Source organism: Streptomyces sp. Pv4-95, from assembly GCF_045782725.1.
Taxonomy (GTDB): Bacteria; Actinomycetota; Actinomycetes; order Streptomycetales; family Streptomycetaceae; genus Streptomyces.
On sequence record NZ_CP127172.1, the window covers coordinates 8,000,797 to 8,016,793 of the forward strand.

Below are 15,997 nucleotides of genomic sequence, written 5' to 3' on the forward strand. Positions count from 1 at the left end.
TGCCTCAACCTCCCGGAATCGATCTCATGCGAGCATCCTTGATCCGGAGGCCGGGGCTATGGGCTCTGAGAAGATGACGCAATGTTCGATTTCGGCATTGGGGGCTACCAGCCGTCGTGGCTGAACGGCCGTAGTGAGGTCGTGGCGGAGCACGGGCCCCGCCTGGGTGCCCTTTCCCGCCGGACTCTGACAAGAGTCTGGATGGTCTGGGACCTGAGGGACGACGAATGGTTCAGTGACTGCCCGGTGCTGTTCGACTTCGATGGCGAGCAGATTGAGATCAATCATCAAAAGTTCGACGATCTCTCGCTCACCTGGAACATGATCGACCCCACCGGTCCGGTTCGGTGGCCCGGCTTCGCTCTGCAGTGGCGTTCCGAGCCTCTGCCCGAGTTGCAGGCTCTGCGAGGCCGTCGCCTCACGGGCGTGGAACTGCTCGAATGGCAGGCCAGGGACCTGGCCCAGGGAAATGTTGACGTCAGTTTCGTCTTCGGGACGGGCCGGGCAACGGTGTTCAACGCGCTCGATGAGAACGGGCTGACCTTCGACCCGCCCGGTCCGAATCAGCGGCCCCACGCGCTCCCCTGACACATCCGGCTTCCGGCGCGGGCTGGTCCGCGCGGGCGGGGCGCACACCGCTCGGTGTCAGGATGCCCGCGCTTCTGCTTCGTCAAGGAATGTGGCGACGGCGCCGAACCATTGCTCCGGATCCTCGAGGTGGGGGAGGTGTGAGCACTCGGGCAGGAGGACGAGCTGTGAGTCCGGCAATCCGGCGTCGAGGCTCTGAGAGCATTCCGGGACGAGTTCGCCGTACCGGCCTGCCAGGACCAGCGCCGGGACGGTGATTTCGGCAAGCCGGTCCAGTCGATCCCACGACGCCAGGGAGCCGCTGGGGCTGAGCTCGTCGGGCCCCCACATCTGGGAGTAGACGGGGTTGCCATCCATGTTCTCGGCCATCTGGAACATCTCCTGCGGCCAGGATTCGAGGCGGCACACGTGGCGTTGGTAGAAGGTGATGAGAGCCGCCTGGTAAGCGGGGGTGTCTCTCCTGCCGGTGCGATCGGCCTCGTCGAGAGCCGCGCGGGATTCCGGCGGTAGCTCACTTCTCAACCGGAGGAGCCCTTTCGCGGCCTGAGGGATACTCGCGGTCGTATCGGCGAGAACCAGGGAAACGACTCCCGAGGGCCGGCCCAGCATGTAATCGATGGCCAGCATGCCGCCCCACGACTGGCCGAGGAGATGGACGCGGTCCAAGCCCAGAGCGTCGCGCACCTGCTGCACTTCTGCCGCGTATCGTTCCGGGGTCCACAGGGACGGGTCATCCGGTTTGCCGGACCCGCCACAGCCGAGCTGATCGTAAAGGATCACTTGCCGACCGCCGTCGGTCAGCCGTGTGAGCGACCTCAGATACTGACTGCCGGCAGCCGGCCCACCGTGCAGCGTCAGCAAGGGAACGGCGTCCCCTGATCCATGGACTTCGGCGTAGATATTGCCATCCGGCAGCGGCAGGGTGTGGGTCTCCATGAGCACTCAGCAACAGGTACCACAACTCAAATGGTGTCAGTGCGCCGCCCCGCCCTTTCGCACGGACACAAGCGCGATGCGAGAACGCCGCACTCTGTCGATGCACGCCATTCGGGTGCATTCGCCATGGGAGCGGAATTCGGGCTGACTGACCTCAATCGCCGGACCCGAGCCGGCCCCGTAGAGTCCCGGGATACGCAACGGTATCGAGGCGCTGCGCTGGTGAAGGTGAAGCTGTCTCTGTGACTCGTATATCAAGCCGGGCGCCGAAAACCGGGGAGCGGCCGCGCGCGAGCACTCCCGCGTATGACACGAGAACGAAACGAGTTCAGGCCGGCGGTAAAGGGTGGCGTCAAGGTCTCGTCGTACCGCCACCGGGCCCGCCCACCGACGAAAGGAAGACCGAGTGGCCGATCGTGACGCAGGTACGGGAACGGGCACCCTCTTCTTCGCCTTCGCTCCCTGGATCATCTTCGACATCGTCGCCGGCCCCAGCACGTGGGGATACGCGGCCCTTGCCGGCTTGATCGCATCGGTCGTACTCACGATGCCCGACCTCGGGCGAGGGCAAGTCAACGTCCTGAACGTGGCCGGACTGCTCTTCTTCGCCGTCGTATCGGTACTGGCGCTGGTGCTGGACCGCGGCCAGGGAGACTGGCTGGAGGAATACGCCCAGGTGATCTCAAGCGGTTTCATCGCCCTGGTGGCCTTCGTCTCGCTCGCGTTCGACCCCTTCACGGCTCAGTACGCGCGGAGGTCAACACCCGAGGAGGTGTGGGACACCCCTCGGTTCAAGCAGGCCAACCGCGTCCTGACACTGGTCTGGGCGTGTGTATTCGCCGTCATCGCCCTCCTCGGGTGGCTCGCGCTGCGCTTCACCTCGGGGGACGACTGGCTGAACTGGGTGATTCCGGTCGCTCTCATCGTCCTCGCGGTCAGGTTCACCCGCGATTACGCTGCGCATAAGCGAGGTTGACATGAGTCGGGTGACGTCAAGGCCACCAGATGGGTGCTGCGGATACTGCTCGTGCGCCCGATCGGCCAGCCGAGGGCACGTCAGGTGGATGCTGCGGATATTGCGGACAGACCCCGGCCGGTACCTCCTGCGTGTGCCGGCGAACCGCTTCGGCCCGGCTCTGCACACTGGCCCTGGCTCCCGGGAATTCCCACCGCACGCGATCGTAATTGCCGAATGCCGCTCAGCACCTCAGACGGAGCAATCGCATCACCCCGTCAGAGTGATTACGCCCTGTCAGCCGGACTCCGGGTGGCGTGGTGCCCGTGGTCCCACGATGATCAGGCCAAAGCCCCGACGCCGGCACACTGCGCCCTGAATCGCCGAGGAGACGCCGATAACCATGAGCGAAACGGTTGGCAAACCACAGTTGTTCCGCGAACTCTCCGCCGAATTCGTGGGCACGATGGTCCTCATTCTGTTCGGGTGCGGCGTCGTGGCCCAGGTGGTGGCCGGAGGTGCCCTCACCGACCCGAAGGGTGGACTGGGAGACCACGACAGCATCGCCTGGGCCTGGGGCCTGGGCGTCACCCTCGGCGTGTACGTCGCGGCCCGCCTCAGCGGCGCCCACCTCAATCCGGCCGTGACGCTGGCCCTGGCCAGCTTCAAAGGGTTCCCGTGGGCCAAGGTCGTGCCCTACGCCCTCGCCCAGACAGCCGGCGCCTTCGTCGCCGCACTGCTGGTGCGCTGGAACTACACCGAAGTACTCGCGAGGGCCGACCCGACGCACACCATCAAGACGCAGTTCGTCTTCTCCACGCTGCCGGGGAACGGTTCGACGACGGCCGGCATCTACGAATGGGGCGCCTTCCGGGACCAGGTGATCGGCACCGCCCTGCTGGTGCTGCTCATCTTCGCGGTCACCGACCTGCTGAACACGCCGCCCGGCGCGAATCTGGCCCCGTTCATCATCGGTTTGATCGTGGTCGCCATCGGCATGGCCTGGGGCACCGACGCCGGTTACGCGATCAACCCGGCACGCGACTTCGGCCCCAGACTTGCCAGCTTCATCACCGGCTACGGAGGAGCCTGGCGAGATCAATGGGGCAACCTGTATTTCTGGGTACCCATCGTCGGACCATTGGTCGGTGGCGTCGTGGGGGCCGCGGTCTACAAGTTCTTCATCGGCAACTTCCTGTCCACAGCCGAGCCCGAGCCTCCGGGCCGGGTCCCGGCGCCGGAAGGCGAGTCCTGAGCCTCTCCTTCCTGTAGCGCACGCGTGAGTGGGCCCGCCTCTTCGTCCGAAGAGGCGGGCCCACTCACGCTGGATTCCTGGCCACGCCGGGTCGGGGGTGGATCAGTAGATGTTGGCCTCCACCGAGGGGCCGTCACCTCGGGTGCTGTTGATCTGGGCGCGCAGGGAGATCTCGTCGTAGATGCGGAACTCCTTCACGATCCGGCCATCCTGGATCAGGAACTGCGAGACGCCCAGCATGGTGACGGGCTTGTCGGTCAGCGGGCCGAAGTCGGGGGTGCCGCGGTAGGAGCCGTGCATGGTCCACAGGACGGCCACCCGCAGCCCGCCGTAGCGGGGGGAGAAGTTGGTCTGTACGTCCCGTACCTCGAAGCGTGCGTCGGGGAACGCGCCGACCATGGCCAGCAGGTCGCTCTGGTAGCGCTCGGGCCGGATGACGGTCCGGTCGCCGATCGTGTGCAGGAAGAGGTCGCGCACCATGAAGTCGTTGACCTTCTGCAGTCGGCGCTGCGTCCAGACCTCGTCGATGAACTCCAGGACCATCTCGCACTCGGGGCGGAAGTCGTCCGGGCGCGGTCCGCTGACGCCGACCTTGAGCACGTCCGTGGGCGGCTCCTCGGTCATCGACCCGCTGTATCCCTGGAAGCGCAGGGCGCGGGCCGCCTCGTCGGGGTCGACTCCGCGTTGCAGGCAGTCCGCGAGTTCGTCGCGGACCACCCATTCCTCGACCATGCGGCCACGACGGTAGAGGCAGTTGGCGACCGTCCGCTTGCGGATGCGGATGTTCCTGCCGCCCACGAGGTGCTCGTCGGCGGAGAAGATCAGGTGGGAGCTGAGGAAGGCGTCGTCTCCGCGCGCCTCCCACACCACGTCCTCGGCCTGGCCGATGTGCTGGGGAGTGCTGCCCATCCTCATGGTGCTGCCCTCGATGACACCGTCGCGGCCGACGACGGTGCCCAGGCCGGTGTGGACGATCGAGTCCGGCTCGTAGTTGTCCACGATGTACGACACATCGCGGCCGACCCAGATGCGGTCGGTCACCTCACGGATGAAGTCGTCCGGGTCCTTGTAGGGGAGGTAGGCGACGGGGTCGAGCGGCATGGCGAATGTCCTTTCCGGAACGGAGTGTGCGCGGGGTTCATGTATGCGTATGCATGGATCGTGGGCGAGGGCGGGCCTCTGGTGGGGGATCTGAGGGGCCGGCGCGGCCCCTCACCGGGGCATGGCGGTGTTCACCGGGCGAACTTGTCTGCCCCGAGTTGGCTCCGGTACGTCTCCGTCATGAAGGCGCTCACCACCACCAGGGCCAGCAGCGCGGCCGCCGCGAGGTAGACCCACACCGCGTAGATCGTGTCGAAGCTGCTGACCAGCAGTGCGGCGACGAACGGGGTGATGCCCATGAAGATGGAGAACGAGCTGTTGTAGGCGATGGCGCCGGCGCTGAACCTGGTGCGGGTGGCGAAGAGTTCCGCCGTGCAGACCGTGACGATGCCGGTGAGGAAGAACTCCGGGATGATGTAGATCAGTTGGCTCGCGACGGCCGTGCCGAAGGTGGCTTCCTCGCCGACCCGGAAGGCCAGCGGGACCAGCACGATGCAGGCGACGGCCCCCATGATCAGCATCGGTTTGCGTCCGATCCGGTCCGAGAGGATGCCGGCCAGGGGCAGCAGCGGGATGAGGACCGCGACCGAGATCGCGTTGGAGGTCAGGGCCATCCAGCGGGGCAGGCCCAGGGTGCCGGTCAGGTACTCGGGATAGAAGGTGACCCAGCTGTAGGAGAGGATCGCCAGCATCACCGAGACACCGCAGTAGGCGAGAATCGGCCGCCACTGCGTACGCAGCGCATCGCGGATCGGGGCCTTGACCACCTGGGTGCCGTCCTTCGTCGCGCGGACGAACTCCGGGGTCTCGTCGATGCGCCTGCGCAGCCAGATCCCGACCCCGCTCAGGGGGAGCGCGAGCAGGAACGGTATGCGCCAGCCCCAGGAGTCCAGTGCCGGGCCTTCGAACAACCAGCTGGTCAGTGCGGCGGTGCCGGCGCCGGCCAGGATGCCGACGAAGCAGCTGTTCGAGGCGTACGACGCGTAGTAGGCGCGCCGCCGGGGCTCGGCCCACTCCACGATGAAGGCCACCGCTCCCACGTACTCGCCGCCGGAGACCATGCCCTGGACGACACGCAGCAACAGCAGGCAGAGTGGTGCGAAAATCCCGATCTGCTGGTACGTCGGCAGCGCACCTATCAGGGCGGTGGTCACGCCCATGAACACGATCGTCCACAGCAGCGTCTTCTTGCGGCCCACCCGGTCTCCCCACCGGCCCACCAGGGTGCCGCCCGCGGGGCGGAACAGGCAGGCGATGGCGATGATCGCGTAGGTGCTCAGTACTGCGGCTGCCGGGTCGCTGTCGGGGAAGAAGGCGGGGGCGAGCACCGGGGCCATGAAGCCGTAGAGTCCGTAGTCGAACTGCTCCACGAAGTTTCCGATGCTTCCCGCGCCGATGGCTCGGCGTATCGCCTTCCGCTTCTCCCGGTCGACTTCCTCTGTGTCGACAGCGGCGGTGGGCGGCGCTGCAGCGGACATGGTTTCTCCGTTCGCGCGATGAGCAATGCATACGTATGAACTTGCGCCGAACACTAAGGAGCAGTGCAGGGGGCGTCAAGGGGTGAGTGGAAGCCACTCGGGGCGGTGGCCGGCACCCGGTCGGGGTCGGCACCGGGCGCCGGCCGGAGGCGGTCAGCGGCGGCGGTTGTCCTCGGCCGACCGTGGCGGGACGAGGGACCGGAAGGTGTCCATCAGGACGTGCGCCATGTTGTGGAGCACCAGCTGGGCGCCCGCTTGCTCGGCTGCCCTCGCGCCTTCGGCATCGGAAACGATCGTCATGACCGCCCGGCCCGCTTCGCCGGTGGCCCGATGCACCGTGGCAGTGAGCCCGTCGAGGACGTCCTGCCCGGGGAAGGCGCAGTCCACGGCCAGGTCGGCCGGGCCGACCAGCACCGCGTCCACGCCCGGTGTGGAGGCGATGTCCTCAGCGGCGGCACAGGCACGTGCCGTCTCGATCATCGCCACGACCAGGGTCTCGTCCGCGGCGGTCAGATGATCCGTCGCGGAGACCGCACCGAAGCGGCCCGCCCTGCTGTAGGTGGCGAATCCCCGAGTCCCCAGTGGTGGGTATCGGGCCGCCGCCACCGCGCGCCGGGCGTCCTGGGCGCTGTCGACGTGCGGATGAATGAGACCGGCCGCTCCCAGGTCCAGACAGCGCAGGGCGAGTGCCGGCTCGGATTCGCCGACGCGGACCAGGACGTCGATGCCCTGTGCCGCGGCCGCGGTCAGATGGTGCTGGAGCACGGTCATGTCGGCGGGGCCGTGCTCACAGTCGATGACCACGTAGTCCAGGCCGGCGACGCCCGCCATCTCCACCAAGGTCTCCGAGGGGAGCCGGAGCAGAGCGCCGTGCAGACGTTCCCCGGCGGCCAGCCGTTGCTTGAGTGAGCGGTGTCCCGCTCTCGCCGCCGTCATCGCGCCACCATCCCCGCCGAGAGGTCGATGTCGGCCCCGCACAGCCCCGGCATCCGCAGCATCGCGCTCACGGCGGCGCCGACCTCCGCCTCGGTGACCATGCGGCCGAGTGCGGATCGTGAGACGAAGGCCGTCTCCGCCGCCGCGTAGCTGCTGCCTGTCCGCTCGGCCTCCATACGGAAGTTGCGCTCCATCCGAGGCCCCGAGACGGGCCCGGGGGACAGGGAGTTCACCGTGACGCCCGAGGGGCCCACCTCGCCGGCCAGCGTCGTGGTCAGGCCGATGACGGCCATCTTGGACGCGCAGTAGGGCGTGCGCCGCAGCAGGGGACGCTTTCCCGACACCGAGGCGATGTTGATGACGTCCCCCGCGCCTCGCTCCGTCATGGCGGGCAGGAAGGCGCGGCACATGAGGAACACGCCGCGGACGTTGACGTCGAAGACCTCGTCCCAGTCGTCCGCCGATATCTCGGTCAGCGGGGCCACCGGTCCCGCGATCCCGGCGTTGTTGACCAGGATCGAGATCTCCTCGCCGGCGAGAGCATCTGCGAGCGCCTCGACATCGAAGGGCCGGGAGACGTCGCAGATCCGGTAGGTGACGTCGGGGCCCAGGAGCGCGGCCGTCTCCTTGAGGGGGCCCTCGCTGCGGCCGGTGATCACCACGCGCGCGCCGTCAGCCAGGAGGCAACGCGTGATGGCCCTGCCGAGCCCGTTGCCGCCCCCGCTGACCAGTGCGGTGCGCCCCGCCAGTGGGGCCGTGCCGGCCGTCACGAGGCACCCTCGTCGTTCCACGGCAGCGTGCCGTTGCCGTACTTCGCGGCCCGTACGTCACCGGAGCGTGCGTGCCCCTCGAACAGCTCGACACGCGAGGCGCGTCCGCACACCTCACCGAGAAGGGCGGACGAAGCCGTGTCCGTCACCTCCTGATACGTCACGGTCTTGAGGTACTTCCCGACCCACAGCCCGCCGGTGTAGCGCGCCGCGCCGCGGGTGGGCAGGACGTGGTTGGTGCCGATCACCTTGTCGCCGTAGGAGACGCAGGTGCCTTCGCCGAGGAAGAGCGCGCCGTAATCGCGCATCCGCTCCAGTGCCTGGCGGGGGTTGTCGGTGAGGACCTCGACATGCTCGCTCGCGTAGGAATCGGCGATCTCGAAGGCTTCGTCGAGGGAGTCGGCCACCACGATCTCCCCGTGGTCCCGCCAGGCCGGCTCGGCGAAGTCCCTGGTCGGCATGCCGGGCAGCAGCCGTTCGATGTGCTGCTGCACCGTGCGGCCCAGTTCCTCCGAGGTGGTGACCAGGACAGCGGGGGAGTCCGGGCCGTGTTCGGCCTGCGAGAGCAGATCCACGGCGACCACGAATGGGTCCGCCTGATCGTCGGCGATCACCAGGATCTCCGTGGGACCGGCGAACAGGTCGATGCCGACCTCGCCGAACAGCTGGCGCTTGGCCTCCGCGACGTAGGCGTTGCCCGGCCCCGCGATCAGCGGCACCCGGCCGATGGTCTCGGTGCCGATGGCGAGCGCGGCGACGGCCTGGACCCCGCCGAGCAGGTAGATCTCCTCGGCGCCCGCCTCGTGCATCGCCGCCACGGTGGCGGCGGGTATCTCGCCCCGGATGGGCGGGGTGCAGGCGGCGACCCGGGGCACGCCCGCCACCTTCGCGGTCACGATCGTCATGTGCGCCGACGCGGTCAGCGGGTAACGGCCGCCCGGTACGTAGGCGCCCGCCCCGGCAACCGGCACGTGCCGGTGCCCCAGGCGCACCCCGGGCAACGTCTCGATCTCGATGTCGTGCAGGGAGTCGCGCTGCGCCTGGGCGAACGTACGCACCTGCTGCTGGACGAAGCGGATGTCGTCGATCACGGTCTCCGGTACCCCGGAGACGATCTTCTTGATCTGGTCGGGGCCGAGGCGGAAGGACTCGGGACTCCAGTTGTCGAACTTCTCGGAGTACTGGCGGACCGCTTCGTCACCCCGTTCGCGGATGTCTTCGAGGATGGCGTGGACGCGATCGGCGACGTCCGCGCGGCCGGCGCGGACCTGCCCGGCCGGCACGGGGGACTTCAGGAAACGAGGCATGGACGGCTCTCTTCCGGGTCGGATGGCGGCTGCGGTGACAGCGGTGAGTTGTGAGCGGTGAGGTGCTGAGGAATGGGGAGGGTCAGGAGGTGGAGGGGGCACAAGGGGCGGGCGATCGGTGGGCCGGTGGTCTGACGCGTTCCGCCGTCGCCAGCAGTTCCCGCAGGGCATCGGAGACGGCGTCCGGCCGCTGCCACGGCAGCAGGTGACCGGCACCGGACAGCTCGCGCAGTCCGGCGCCCGGCAGCGCCTCGGCGATCGAGCGGTGGAAATCCGGCGGGCACAGCGCGTCCCGCGTCCCGTGGAGCACGACCGAAGGGCACCGGGCACCGCGCAGCGCGCCGAAGGCGTCGGTGCGGGTCGCCTGGGCGGCGAGCTGGGCGCGGGCGACGTCCGGGCCGACGGCGTACGCCATGCCCCGGTATCGATCGGCCCACTCCGCCGACGGGGACGACACCTCGAACATGCCGGGCAGGGTCGTGTCCACGACCTCGGCGAACCGGCCGTCGGAGATCAGCTGGTCCATCGCGCGCCACATGGCGTACTGCTCGGGGCGAGGCGCGCCCGCGTTGGTCGACATCGCGCAGAAGCCCGCGATGCGGTCCGGGGCCCGGCGCAGCGCCTCGAAGCCGACGATGGCCCCCAGGCTGAGACCGACGAGGACGAACGGCCCGTCCACCGAGGACAGTGCCTGCTCCGCCGGCTCCCCGACGTCCGGCTCCGTCAGGGCGAGGTGGTGGACTTCGTGGCCCTCCGGGAAAACCACGTCGGACCAGAGGCTCTCGTCGCACAGCATGCCGGGGATCACCACCAGCGGCAGTGGGCCGGGCGCTCCGCTCGGGGACATGGCGGTCACCAGCGACGCGCGGAGCGGGGCAGCAGGGCGTACGGGGCGATGTAGCCGTTGTGGTCGATACCGAGCCCGGCGTCGGCGGCGCTCTTGAGGACCTCGTCGTCCCACTCCAGGCGCACCCGGCCGTCACCGGAGTTGACGACCAGGAGGTCTCCTTCCGAGTCGCCGACGTTGCGCACGCTGCGCCAGGCCTCGGGCGGAACGGAGAGGATGTCGCGCGGCCCCAGCGTGACGGATACCGCGTCCGTGCGGTTGAGGGTGACCTCCCACCGGCCGTCCTTGACGATCAGGGTCTGGGTCTCGCCCTGCCGGTGCAGCGAGACACCCTGGCCCGGGTCGGCGCGCAGCCAGGCGACGTTGTGCCCGTGCGGATTGAAGATCCGGGGTTCTTGGTGCGGGTCCTCGGTCATGCCGTATCCGATGACGCAACTCAGCCGCGCGCCTCCGCCCGGCAGGGTGCTGTCGATGAAGGGACGCTCGGACCAGATCAGCTCGTCCGTCGCCGCGACACGGCGCTTCATCTGCTCGGGGCTGTAGTGGCGCAGCCGGTCGATGTACTCCTGCTCCATGGGTTTGGTCAGCTCGGCGCCGGCCGGGATCTCGTCACCGGCGACGGTGTCGATCAGCTCGTTGTCGGCGCTGAGGTACAGGCCGTGCCCCTCGGCCTCGCGCAGCACGGACGGGCCCCAGATGATGCCGCCGGTGTGGTCCATCCCGAGCACCGTGAACATCCACCCGTTGTCCGGACCGGTGTTGGTGAAGCCACGGAAGATCCAGGTGGGGATGGACGCGATGTCCCCCGCCTTGAGCGGCAGTTCCCCTTCGGTGCCGTCGGCGCCCCACCGCAGGAGGTATTCGCCCTCGGTGCAGACGAACACCTCGGCCGTGTAGTGCAGGTGCAGGTTGTTGGTGATGCCGTGCGGCATCGCGGCCGCGCCGATGTTGAAGCCGTGCGGCAGGCGGAGATTGACGTGCTGGCCGGCGGCCTGTGAGACGCCGGGCCCGATCATCGCGTAGTTCTCCTTCCGGTCCGAGCCGGGCGTACGGCAGTCGATGAACGCCTGGTTGCAGGAGACGAAGTCACTGCGGCGGACCGTGCGGCGACCCAGTTCCGCGGCGGACACGACGACGTCGGGCATGGTTGTTCTCCTCTTCGAGCTACGTTGGAATACGTATGCATTTCCATGACAGATCCTCGACCAGGCAATGTCAAGGGTGTGGGCGGGCCCGTTTCAGCCGTATGTCACGTGCCTGGGCCAGGTGCGGGGTTGGGTGCTGCGCCTGAGGCCGGCCGAGGCGCGCCCCAACGCGTGCAGAGTGCAGGCGTATCGGGGGCGGCGGCTTTCGGGCAGGTGTGCCGAGGGTGCTCGGAAGGGGCCCGGTCCGGCGAGGGCTACATACGTATACTGAACGAGAGCGCCGAGGTCGGCGCACCGGGCGACGGAAGAGGGCCGATGGCGATCACGAGTCACGACGTGGCGAGACTGGCGGGCGTGTCGCAGCCCACGGTGTCCCGGGCCCTGCGGGACGACCACCGAGTGTCGGCCGCCACCCGCGAGAAGGTCAAGCGGGCCGCCGAGGCGCTGAACTATGTGCCCAGCGAGGCGGGGCGGACCCTGTCGACCCGTGCGACGCGTCGTATCGGAGTGATCGTGACCGATCTGACGAACCCCTTCTATCCGCACGTCATCGCGCCGCTGCACGACGAACTGCAGCAGCTGGGCTACCGCATGATGCTGATCACCGAGCGGTCCGACGAGGCGGTGGCGGCCGAGGACCTGCTCGATCAGTCCCTGGACGGCGTCGTCCTCGCGACGGCGACCACCGAGTCGCGCCTGCCGGCCCATCTGGACCGCCGCGGCATCCCCTACGTATTCCTCAACCGCGACACCGGCGAGCGGGGCGGCTACGCCTCCGTCGTCGACAACGAGGGTGGCGGCCGCCTGGTGGCCGATGTGCTCGTCGAGTTGGGGCACCGGCGTATCGCGGGCATCTTCGGCTCGGCGAACACCACGACCGGGCGGGAGCGTGAACTCGGCTTCCGACTGGCCCTGGCCGATGCCGGAATCGGACTGCCGGAGGACCGCGTGGTGCGCGGGGCCTTCGAGTACGACACCGGATACGAGGCGCTCCCTTTCCTCCTCGCTGCCGACGAAGCGCCCACGGCGGTCTTCTGCGGCAACGACGTCGTCGCCATCGGCGTCCTGAACGCGGCCATCGCGGCCGGTCTCCGGGTGCCGGACGACCTCACGGTCATCGGTTTCGACGATCTCCCCATGGCGGACTGGGAGGTGTTCCGGCTGACCACGGTCCGGCACGACCTGCGCGAACTGTCGCGCCAGGCGGCGCGCCTGCTGATCCGACGGGTCAACGGCGACGCCGACCCCGCAGGTGAACGCCTTGTCCTGCCGACGGAGTTCGTGCCCCGGGCCACGCACGCCCGCGTCACCTGAACCGTTGAACCTTTGCAGGCAGGGCCTGTCTTTCGGGGCGCCCGGAATCCGACGCCGGCAGCCCGGCCGAGGGCCCGCTCGCGGGAGGACGGTCCCGCGAGCGGCCGCCCTCCGGGCCCGGTGCCGTCAGCCCTGGTAGCTGTCCAGGCGAAGTGTGGCGGTGGCGCGGTGGGCGTCCATGCCCTCCGATGCGGAGATGACGTCGACCGCGTGCGCGAGTTGCGGGGTGGCGTCCCGGCTGACGCGCTGGTAGGTGAGGGGCTTGAGGAAGCGGGAGACCGACAGCCCGGCACTGTGCTTGGCGCCGCCGGCCGTCGGCAGCACGTGGTTGGTGCCCGCCATGCCCTTGTCGGAGTACGCCACGGTGCTCCACCGGCCGAGGAAGACCGATCCGTAGTTGGTCAGCCGCTGGTGGTAGAAGTCGTCGTCGGACGTCATGACCTCCAGGTGCTCCGGCGCGAGGTCGTCCATCAGCGTCGCGGCGGTCTCACGGTCGGCCGCCCAGGTGACCGAGCCGAAGTCGTGCCAGGCAGGCCCGGCGATATCGCGGGTCGCCAGCGTCTTCAACTGCCGCTCCACCTCTGCGATCACCTCCCGTCCGAGGTCCTCGGACGTGGTGACCAGGGCGGCCGGTGAGTTGGCGCCGTGCTCGGCCTGGCCCAGCAGGTCGGCGGCGACGAGGGCGACGTTCGCGGACTCGTCCGCGAGGACGGCGACCTCGGAGGGACCGGCCAACAGGTCGATGGCGACCGTGCCGAACAGCTGCCTCTTCGCCTCGGCGACGTAGGCGTTGCCGGCGCCGACGAGCATGTCCACGGGCGCGTCGTCCAGCAGGCCGAAGGCCATCGCCGCAAGCGCCTGGACGCCGCCGAGCACATGCAGGCGGTCGATCCCGGAGACGTGTGCGGCGTGGATCACGGCGGCGTTGGGGCGCCCGTCGGGACCGGGCGGGGTGCAGCCCGCGACGGTCGGGACGCCGGCGGCCTTGGCCACGTTGACGGTCATGAAGGCGCTCGCCGTGAGCGGGAACTTGCCGGCGGGCAGGTAGGCACCGACCCGGCCCACCGGAACGTAGCGGTGGCCCACGGTGAGGCCGTCCACCAGCTCCGTCTCGAAGTCGGTCAGACGCGAGCGCTGCGCGTCGGCGAACGCCCTGGTCCGCTCGGCGCCGAGCTCGATCGCCTCCCGCAGCGCGGCGGGCAGTGCGTCACCGCTGCGTGCGATCCGGTCCGCGGTGAGCGTGACGTCCGAACCGTCCCAGCCGTCCAGGTCGGCCGCGTAGCGCAGCACCGCGTCGAGCCCGTCCCGCTCGATGGTGGAGAGCATCTCGGAGACGGTGGCGATGACCTTGGGGTCGCGCTGGGCGGCGGGGGCGTCGACCGCCGGGGACTTGAGGATGCGGAAGGAGCCGTTGAGAGCGTCGAGGACGCGGGGCGTGTAGAGCATGGCCCGACGGTAGGCGCGCCCAGAACCCATGGACAAGGTGGGCAATACCTGTCGATGCCATAGGGTAAGCCTGTGACTTCGCACCCCATGACCCTGGCGCAGCTCCGAGCCTTCCAGGCGGCCGCGCGGTGCGGTTCCTTCACCGCCGCGGCCGCGGAACTGCGTCTGACCCAGGCCTCCGTCTCCGAGCTGGTGCGGCGGCTGGAGGAGGAGTACGGGCTGGTCCTGTTCTCCCGTGGCAGCCGGCGGCTGTCGCTCACGGGCGCCGGTGAGCTGCTGAAGCCCATCGCGGACGGGGCGATCGCGGCCTTCGACCACGCCGACCAGGCGCTGCGTGCGTTCGGCGGGCTGACCGGCGGCGTCGCCACATTCGGAGTGATGCGCAACGCCGAGTACTACCTGCTGTCCGACCTCGCGCAGACCTTCCACGAACGCTTCCCCGAGGTGCAGATCCGGCTGATCGGCCAGAACTCGGTCGATGTCGCCGCCGCGGTGGCTTCAGGTGAACTGGAGGCGGGCATCGTCGTGCTGCCGGTGGGCGTCACCGGGCTGGACGTACGTCCGCTGCTGCGGGACGAGGTCGTGATGGTGACGCGGGAGCCCGAGCGGTGGGGGAGTGCGGTACGGGGCGAGGACCTGGCGGCGGCGCCGCTGATCCTCTACGACGCGCACTACGGCTGGGACGAGCCCACCCGGCGCCAGGTGATGCAGCGCGCCCAGTCGGCCGGGGTGACGCTGAAGCCGATCATCGAGACGGAGCACGTGAGTTCCGCGCTGCGGCTGGTCGAGCGCGGCATGGGAGACACCTTCGTCTCGCGCGCGGTCACCAAGGGCCCCGACTTCCCTCCGGGCCTGCACCTGATTCCGTTCGAGGAGCCGGTGTTCGACACCATCGCCTCCATCACCCGCGACGCCGGCATCCTCTCACCCGCCAGCCGCCAACTCCTCCAGCTCGCAGAGGAGATGCTCCTCGCCGGCTCGTCGTGAGGGGGCGCTCGACGGCAGCAACGGAGGGGCGCCGCAGCCAGGCCGCCACACGATCGGAGGCCAGCTCCTAGGCGTCCTTTACCTGCGGCATCTCGCCGGCTGTCGTCGACATATCGATCACCGCGAACGCCGCGCCCTGCTGGTCCGTCAGGGCGGCGAACCTGCCGAAGGGGCTGTCCATCGGGCCGAAGTGGAGCCGGCCGCCCAGCTTCTGGGTCTTGGAGACCGCCTCGTCGCAGTCCGGGACGCCGAAGTAGACCTGGATGTACGAGGGGATCTCGGGTGGGAACTCCTCGCCCATGTTCATCCGGCCCAGGACCACGTTCTCGGGACTGCGGTCACCCACGCTGAAGATCTTGAAGTCCATGCCCGCGGCCTCGGGGCTGTCGCCCATGTCCATCCGCTGGGCCTCGTACGGGAAGACCTTCGGGAGGAACCCGTCCACCTTCCCCACATCCCGGCTGAAGACCTCGGCCCAGGCGTACGAGCCCGGCTCCCCGGTCTTCTCGAAACCCCTGTGCTCGTCCGGCTGCCAGATGCCGAAGACCGCGCCGCTCGGCTCCTTCGCGATCAGCATCGTGCCGAAGGCGCCGACCTGCATCGGCTCCATCAACAGCTCGCCGCCCGCCGACCTGATCTTCTCGGCGGTGGCCGCCGCGTCGGGCGACGCGAAGTACAGACACCACTGCGACGAAGCCTCGCCGCCCGGCGCCGGCGGGACCACGGCCGCGACGGCCTTGCCGTCGGAGTAGGCCTGCGTGTAGTTGCCGTACTCGGTGGACGACTCACCGAAGGTCCAGCCCAGCACGTCCCCGTAGAAGGTCTTGGCGGCCTCCACGTCGTCGAACATCGCGTCCGCCCAACACGGGGCGCCTTCCGGGTAATCAGTCATGCTCGATCGACTCCTGTGTCGTGTACGACGGCGTGCCCGT

General features: G+C 69.1%; 15 protein-coding genes. 5 read left to right on the forward strand and 10 right to left on the reverse strand.

From position 1 onward, the window contains the following. The first annotated feature begins 81 nt into the window (after positions 1-81). Positions 82-588: a hypothetical protein gene (locus QOM21_RS35150; protein ID WP_407555139.1), complete on the forward strand. Its 507-nt coding sequence runs from the start codon at positions 82-84 to the stop codon at positions 586-588. Positions 589-645: 57 nt separating this feature from the next. Here the strand turns inward: QOM21_RS35150 and QOM21_RS35155 are convergent, their stop codons facing one another. Beyond that, a complete protein-coding gene (locus QOM21_RS35155; RefSeq protein ID WP_407555140.1) occupies positions 646-1,524 on the reverse strand; it encodes a proline iminopeptidase-family hydrolase in 879 nt (292 codons plus the stop codon). A 406-nt stretch (positions 1,525-1,930) separates the two neighbouring features. Here QOM21_RS35155 and QOM21_RS35160 point away from each other — a divergent pair, with 406 nt between their 5' ends. Both QOM21_RS35160 and QOM21_RS35165 read left to right on the forward strand, forming a co-directional pair. Next, a complete protein-coding gene (locus QOM21_RS35160; RefSeq protein ID WP_407555141.1) occupies positions 1,931-2,500 on the forward strand; it encodes a hypothetical protein in 570 nt (189 codons plus the stop codon). A gap of 382 nt (positions 2,501-2,882) precedes the next feature. After that, the gene (locus QOM21_RS35165) at positions 2,883-3,734 is read left to right on the forward strand and encodes an MIP/aquaporin family protein (RefSeq protein ID WP_407555142.1); all 852 of its coding nucleotides are present in this window, start codon (positions 2,883-2,885) and stop codon (positions 3,732-3,734) included. Between the two features lie 102 nt (positions 3,735-3,836). Here QOM21_RS35165 and QOM21_RS35170 read toward each other — a convergent pair whose 3' ends face one another. The 7 genes from QOM21_RS35170 to QOM21_RS35200 form a co-directional block, all read right to left on the reverse strand. Next, positions 3,837-4,835, reverse strand: coding sequence for an ester cyclase (locus tag QOM21_RS35170; protein WP_407555143.1), 999 nt, complete (start codon positions 4,833-4,835; stop codon positions 3,837-3,839). Between the two features lie 131 nt (positions 4,836-4,966). After that, positions 4,967-6,313, reverse strand: a complete 1,347-nt coding sequence (locus QOM21_RS35175) for an MFS transporter (RefSeq protein WP_407555144.1) — start codon at positions 6,311-6,313, stop codon at positions 4,967-4,969. A gap of 153 nt (positions 6,314-6,466) precedes the next feature. Further along, the gene (locus QOM21_RS35180) at positions 6,467-7,249 is read right to left on the reverse strand and encodes an HpcH/HpaI aldolase family protein (RefSeq protein WP_407555145.1); all 783 of its coding nucleotides are present in this window, start codon (positions 7,247-7,249) and stop codon (positions 6,467-6,469) included. Then, a complete protein-coding gene (locus QOM21_RS35185) occupies positions 7,246-8,019 on the reverse strand; it encodes an SDR family NAD(P)-dependent oxidoreductase (protein WP_407555146.1) in 774 nt (257 codons plus the stop codon). Before QOM21_RS35185 ends, QOM21_RS35180 begins: the two co-directional genes overlap by 4 nt. After that, positions 8,016-9,326: a histidinol dehydrogenase gene (gene hisD, locus QOM21_RS35190; protein ID WP_407555147.1), complete on the reverse strand. Its 1,311-nt coding sequence runs from the start codon at positions 9,324-9,326 to the stop codon at positions 8,016-8,018. Before hisD (QOM21_RS35190) ends, QOM21_RS35185 begins: the two co-directional genes overlap by 4 nt. An 82-nt stretch (positions 9,327-9,408) precedes the next feature. Beyond that, positions 9,409-10,173, reverse strand: coding sequence for an alpha/beta fold hydrolase (locus QOM21_RS35195; RefSeq protein WP_407555148.1), 765 nt, complete (start codon positions 10,171-10,173; stop codon positions 9,409-9,411). Positions 10,174-10,178: 5 nt separating this feature from the next. Next, a complete protein-coding gene (locus QOM21_RS35200) occupies positions 10,179-11,318 on the reverse strand; it encodes a cupin domain-containing protein (protein WP_407555149.1) in 1,140 nt (379 codons plus the stop codon). A 315-nt stretch (positions 11,319-11,633) separates the two neighbouring features. On the opposite strand from QOM21_RS35200, the gene QOM21_RS35205 reads away from it, so the two are divergent. After that, positions 11,634-12,632 carry a LacI family DNA-binding transcriptional regulator gene (locus tag QOM21_RS35205; RefSeq protein WP_407555150.1) on the forward strand — a complete coding sequence of 333 codons (999 nt, stop codon included), beginning with the start codon at positions 11,634-11,636 and terminating at the stop codon, positions 12,630-12,632. Positions 12,633-12,758: 126 nt separating this feature from the next. On the opposite strand, the gene hisD (QOM21_RS35210) is transcribed toward QOM21_RS35205, so the two are convergent. Beyond that, the gene (gene hisD, locus QOM21_RS35210) at positions 12,759-14,078 is read right to left on the reverse strand and encodes a histidinol dehydrogenase (protein ID WP_407555151.1); all 1,320 of its coding nucleotides are present in this window, start codon (positions 14,076-14,078) and stop codon (positions 12,759-12,761) included. A 72-nt stretch (positions 14,079-14,150) separates the two neighbouring features. Between hisD (QOM21_RS35210) and QOM21_RS35215 the strand changes: the two genes are divergently transcribed. Beyond that, positions 14,151-15,065 (forward strand): LysR family transcriptional regulator, encoded by a 915-nt coding sequence (locus tag QOM21_RS35215; protein WP_407555152.1) that lies wholly within the window; start codon positions 14,151-14,153, stop codon positions 15,063-15,065. Between the two features lie 67 nt (positions 15,066-15,132). Here QOM21_RS35215 and QOM21_RS35220 read toward each other — a convergent pair whose 3' ends face one another. Beyond that, positions 15,133-15,957, reverse strand: a complete 825-nt coding sequence (locus QOM21_RS35220) for a VOC family protein (protein WP_407555153.1) — start codon at positions 15,955-15,957, stop codon at positions 15,133-15,135. Between the last annotated feature and the right edge of the window lie 40 nt (positions 15,958-15,997).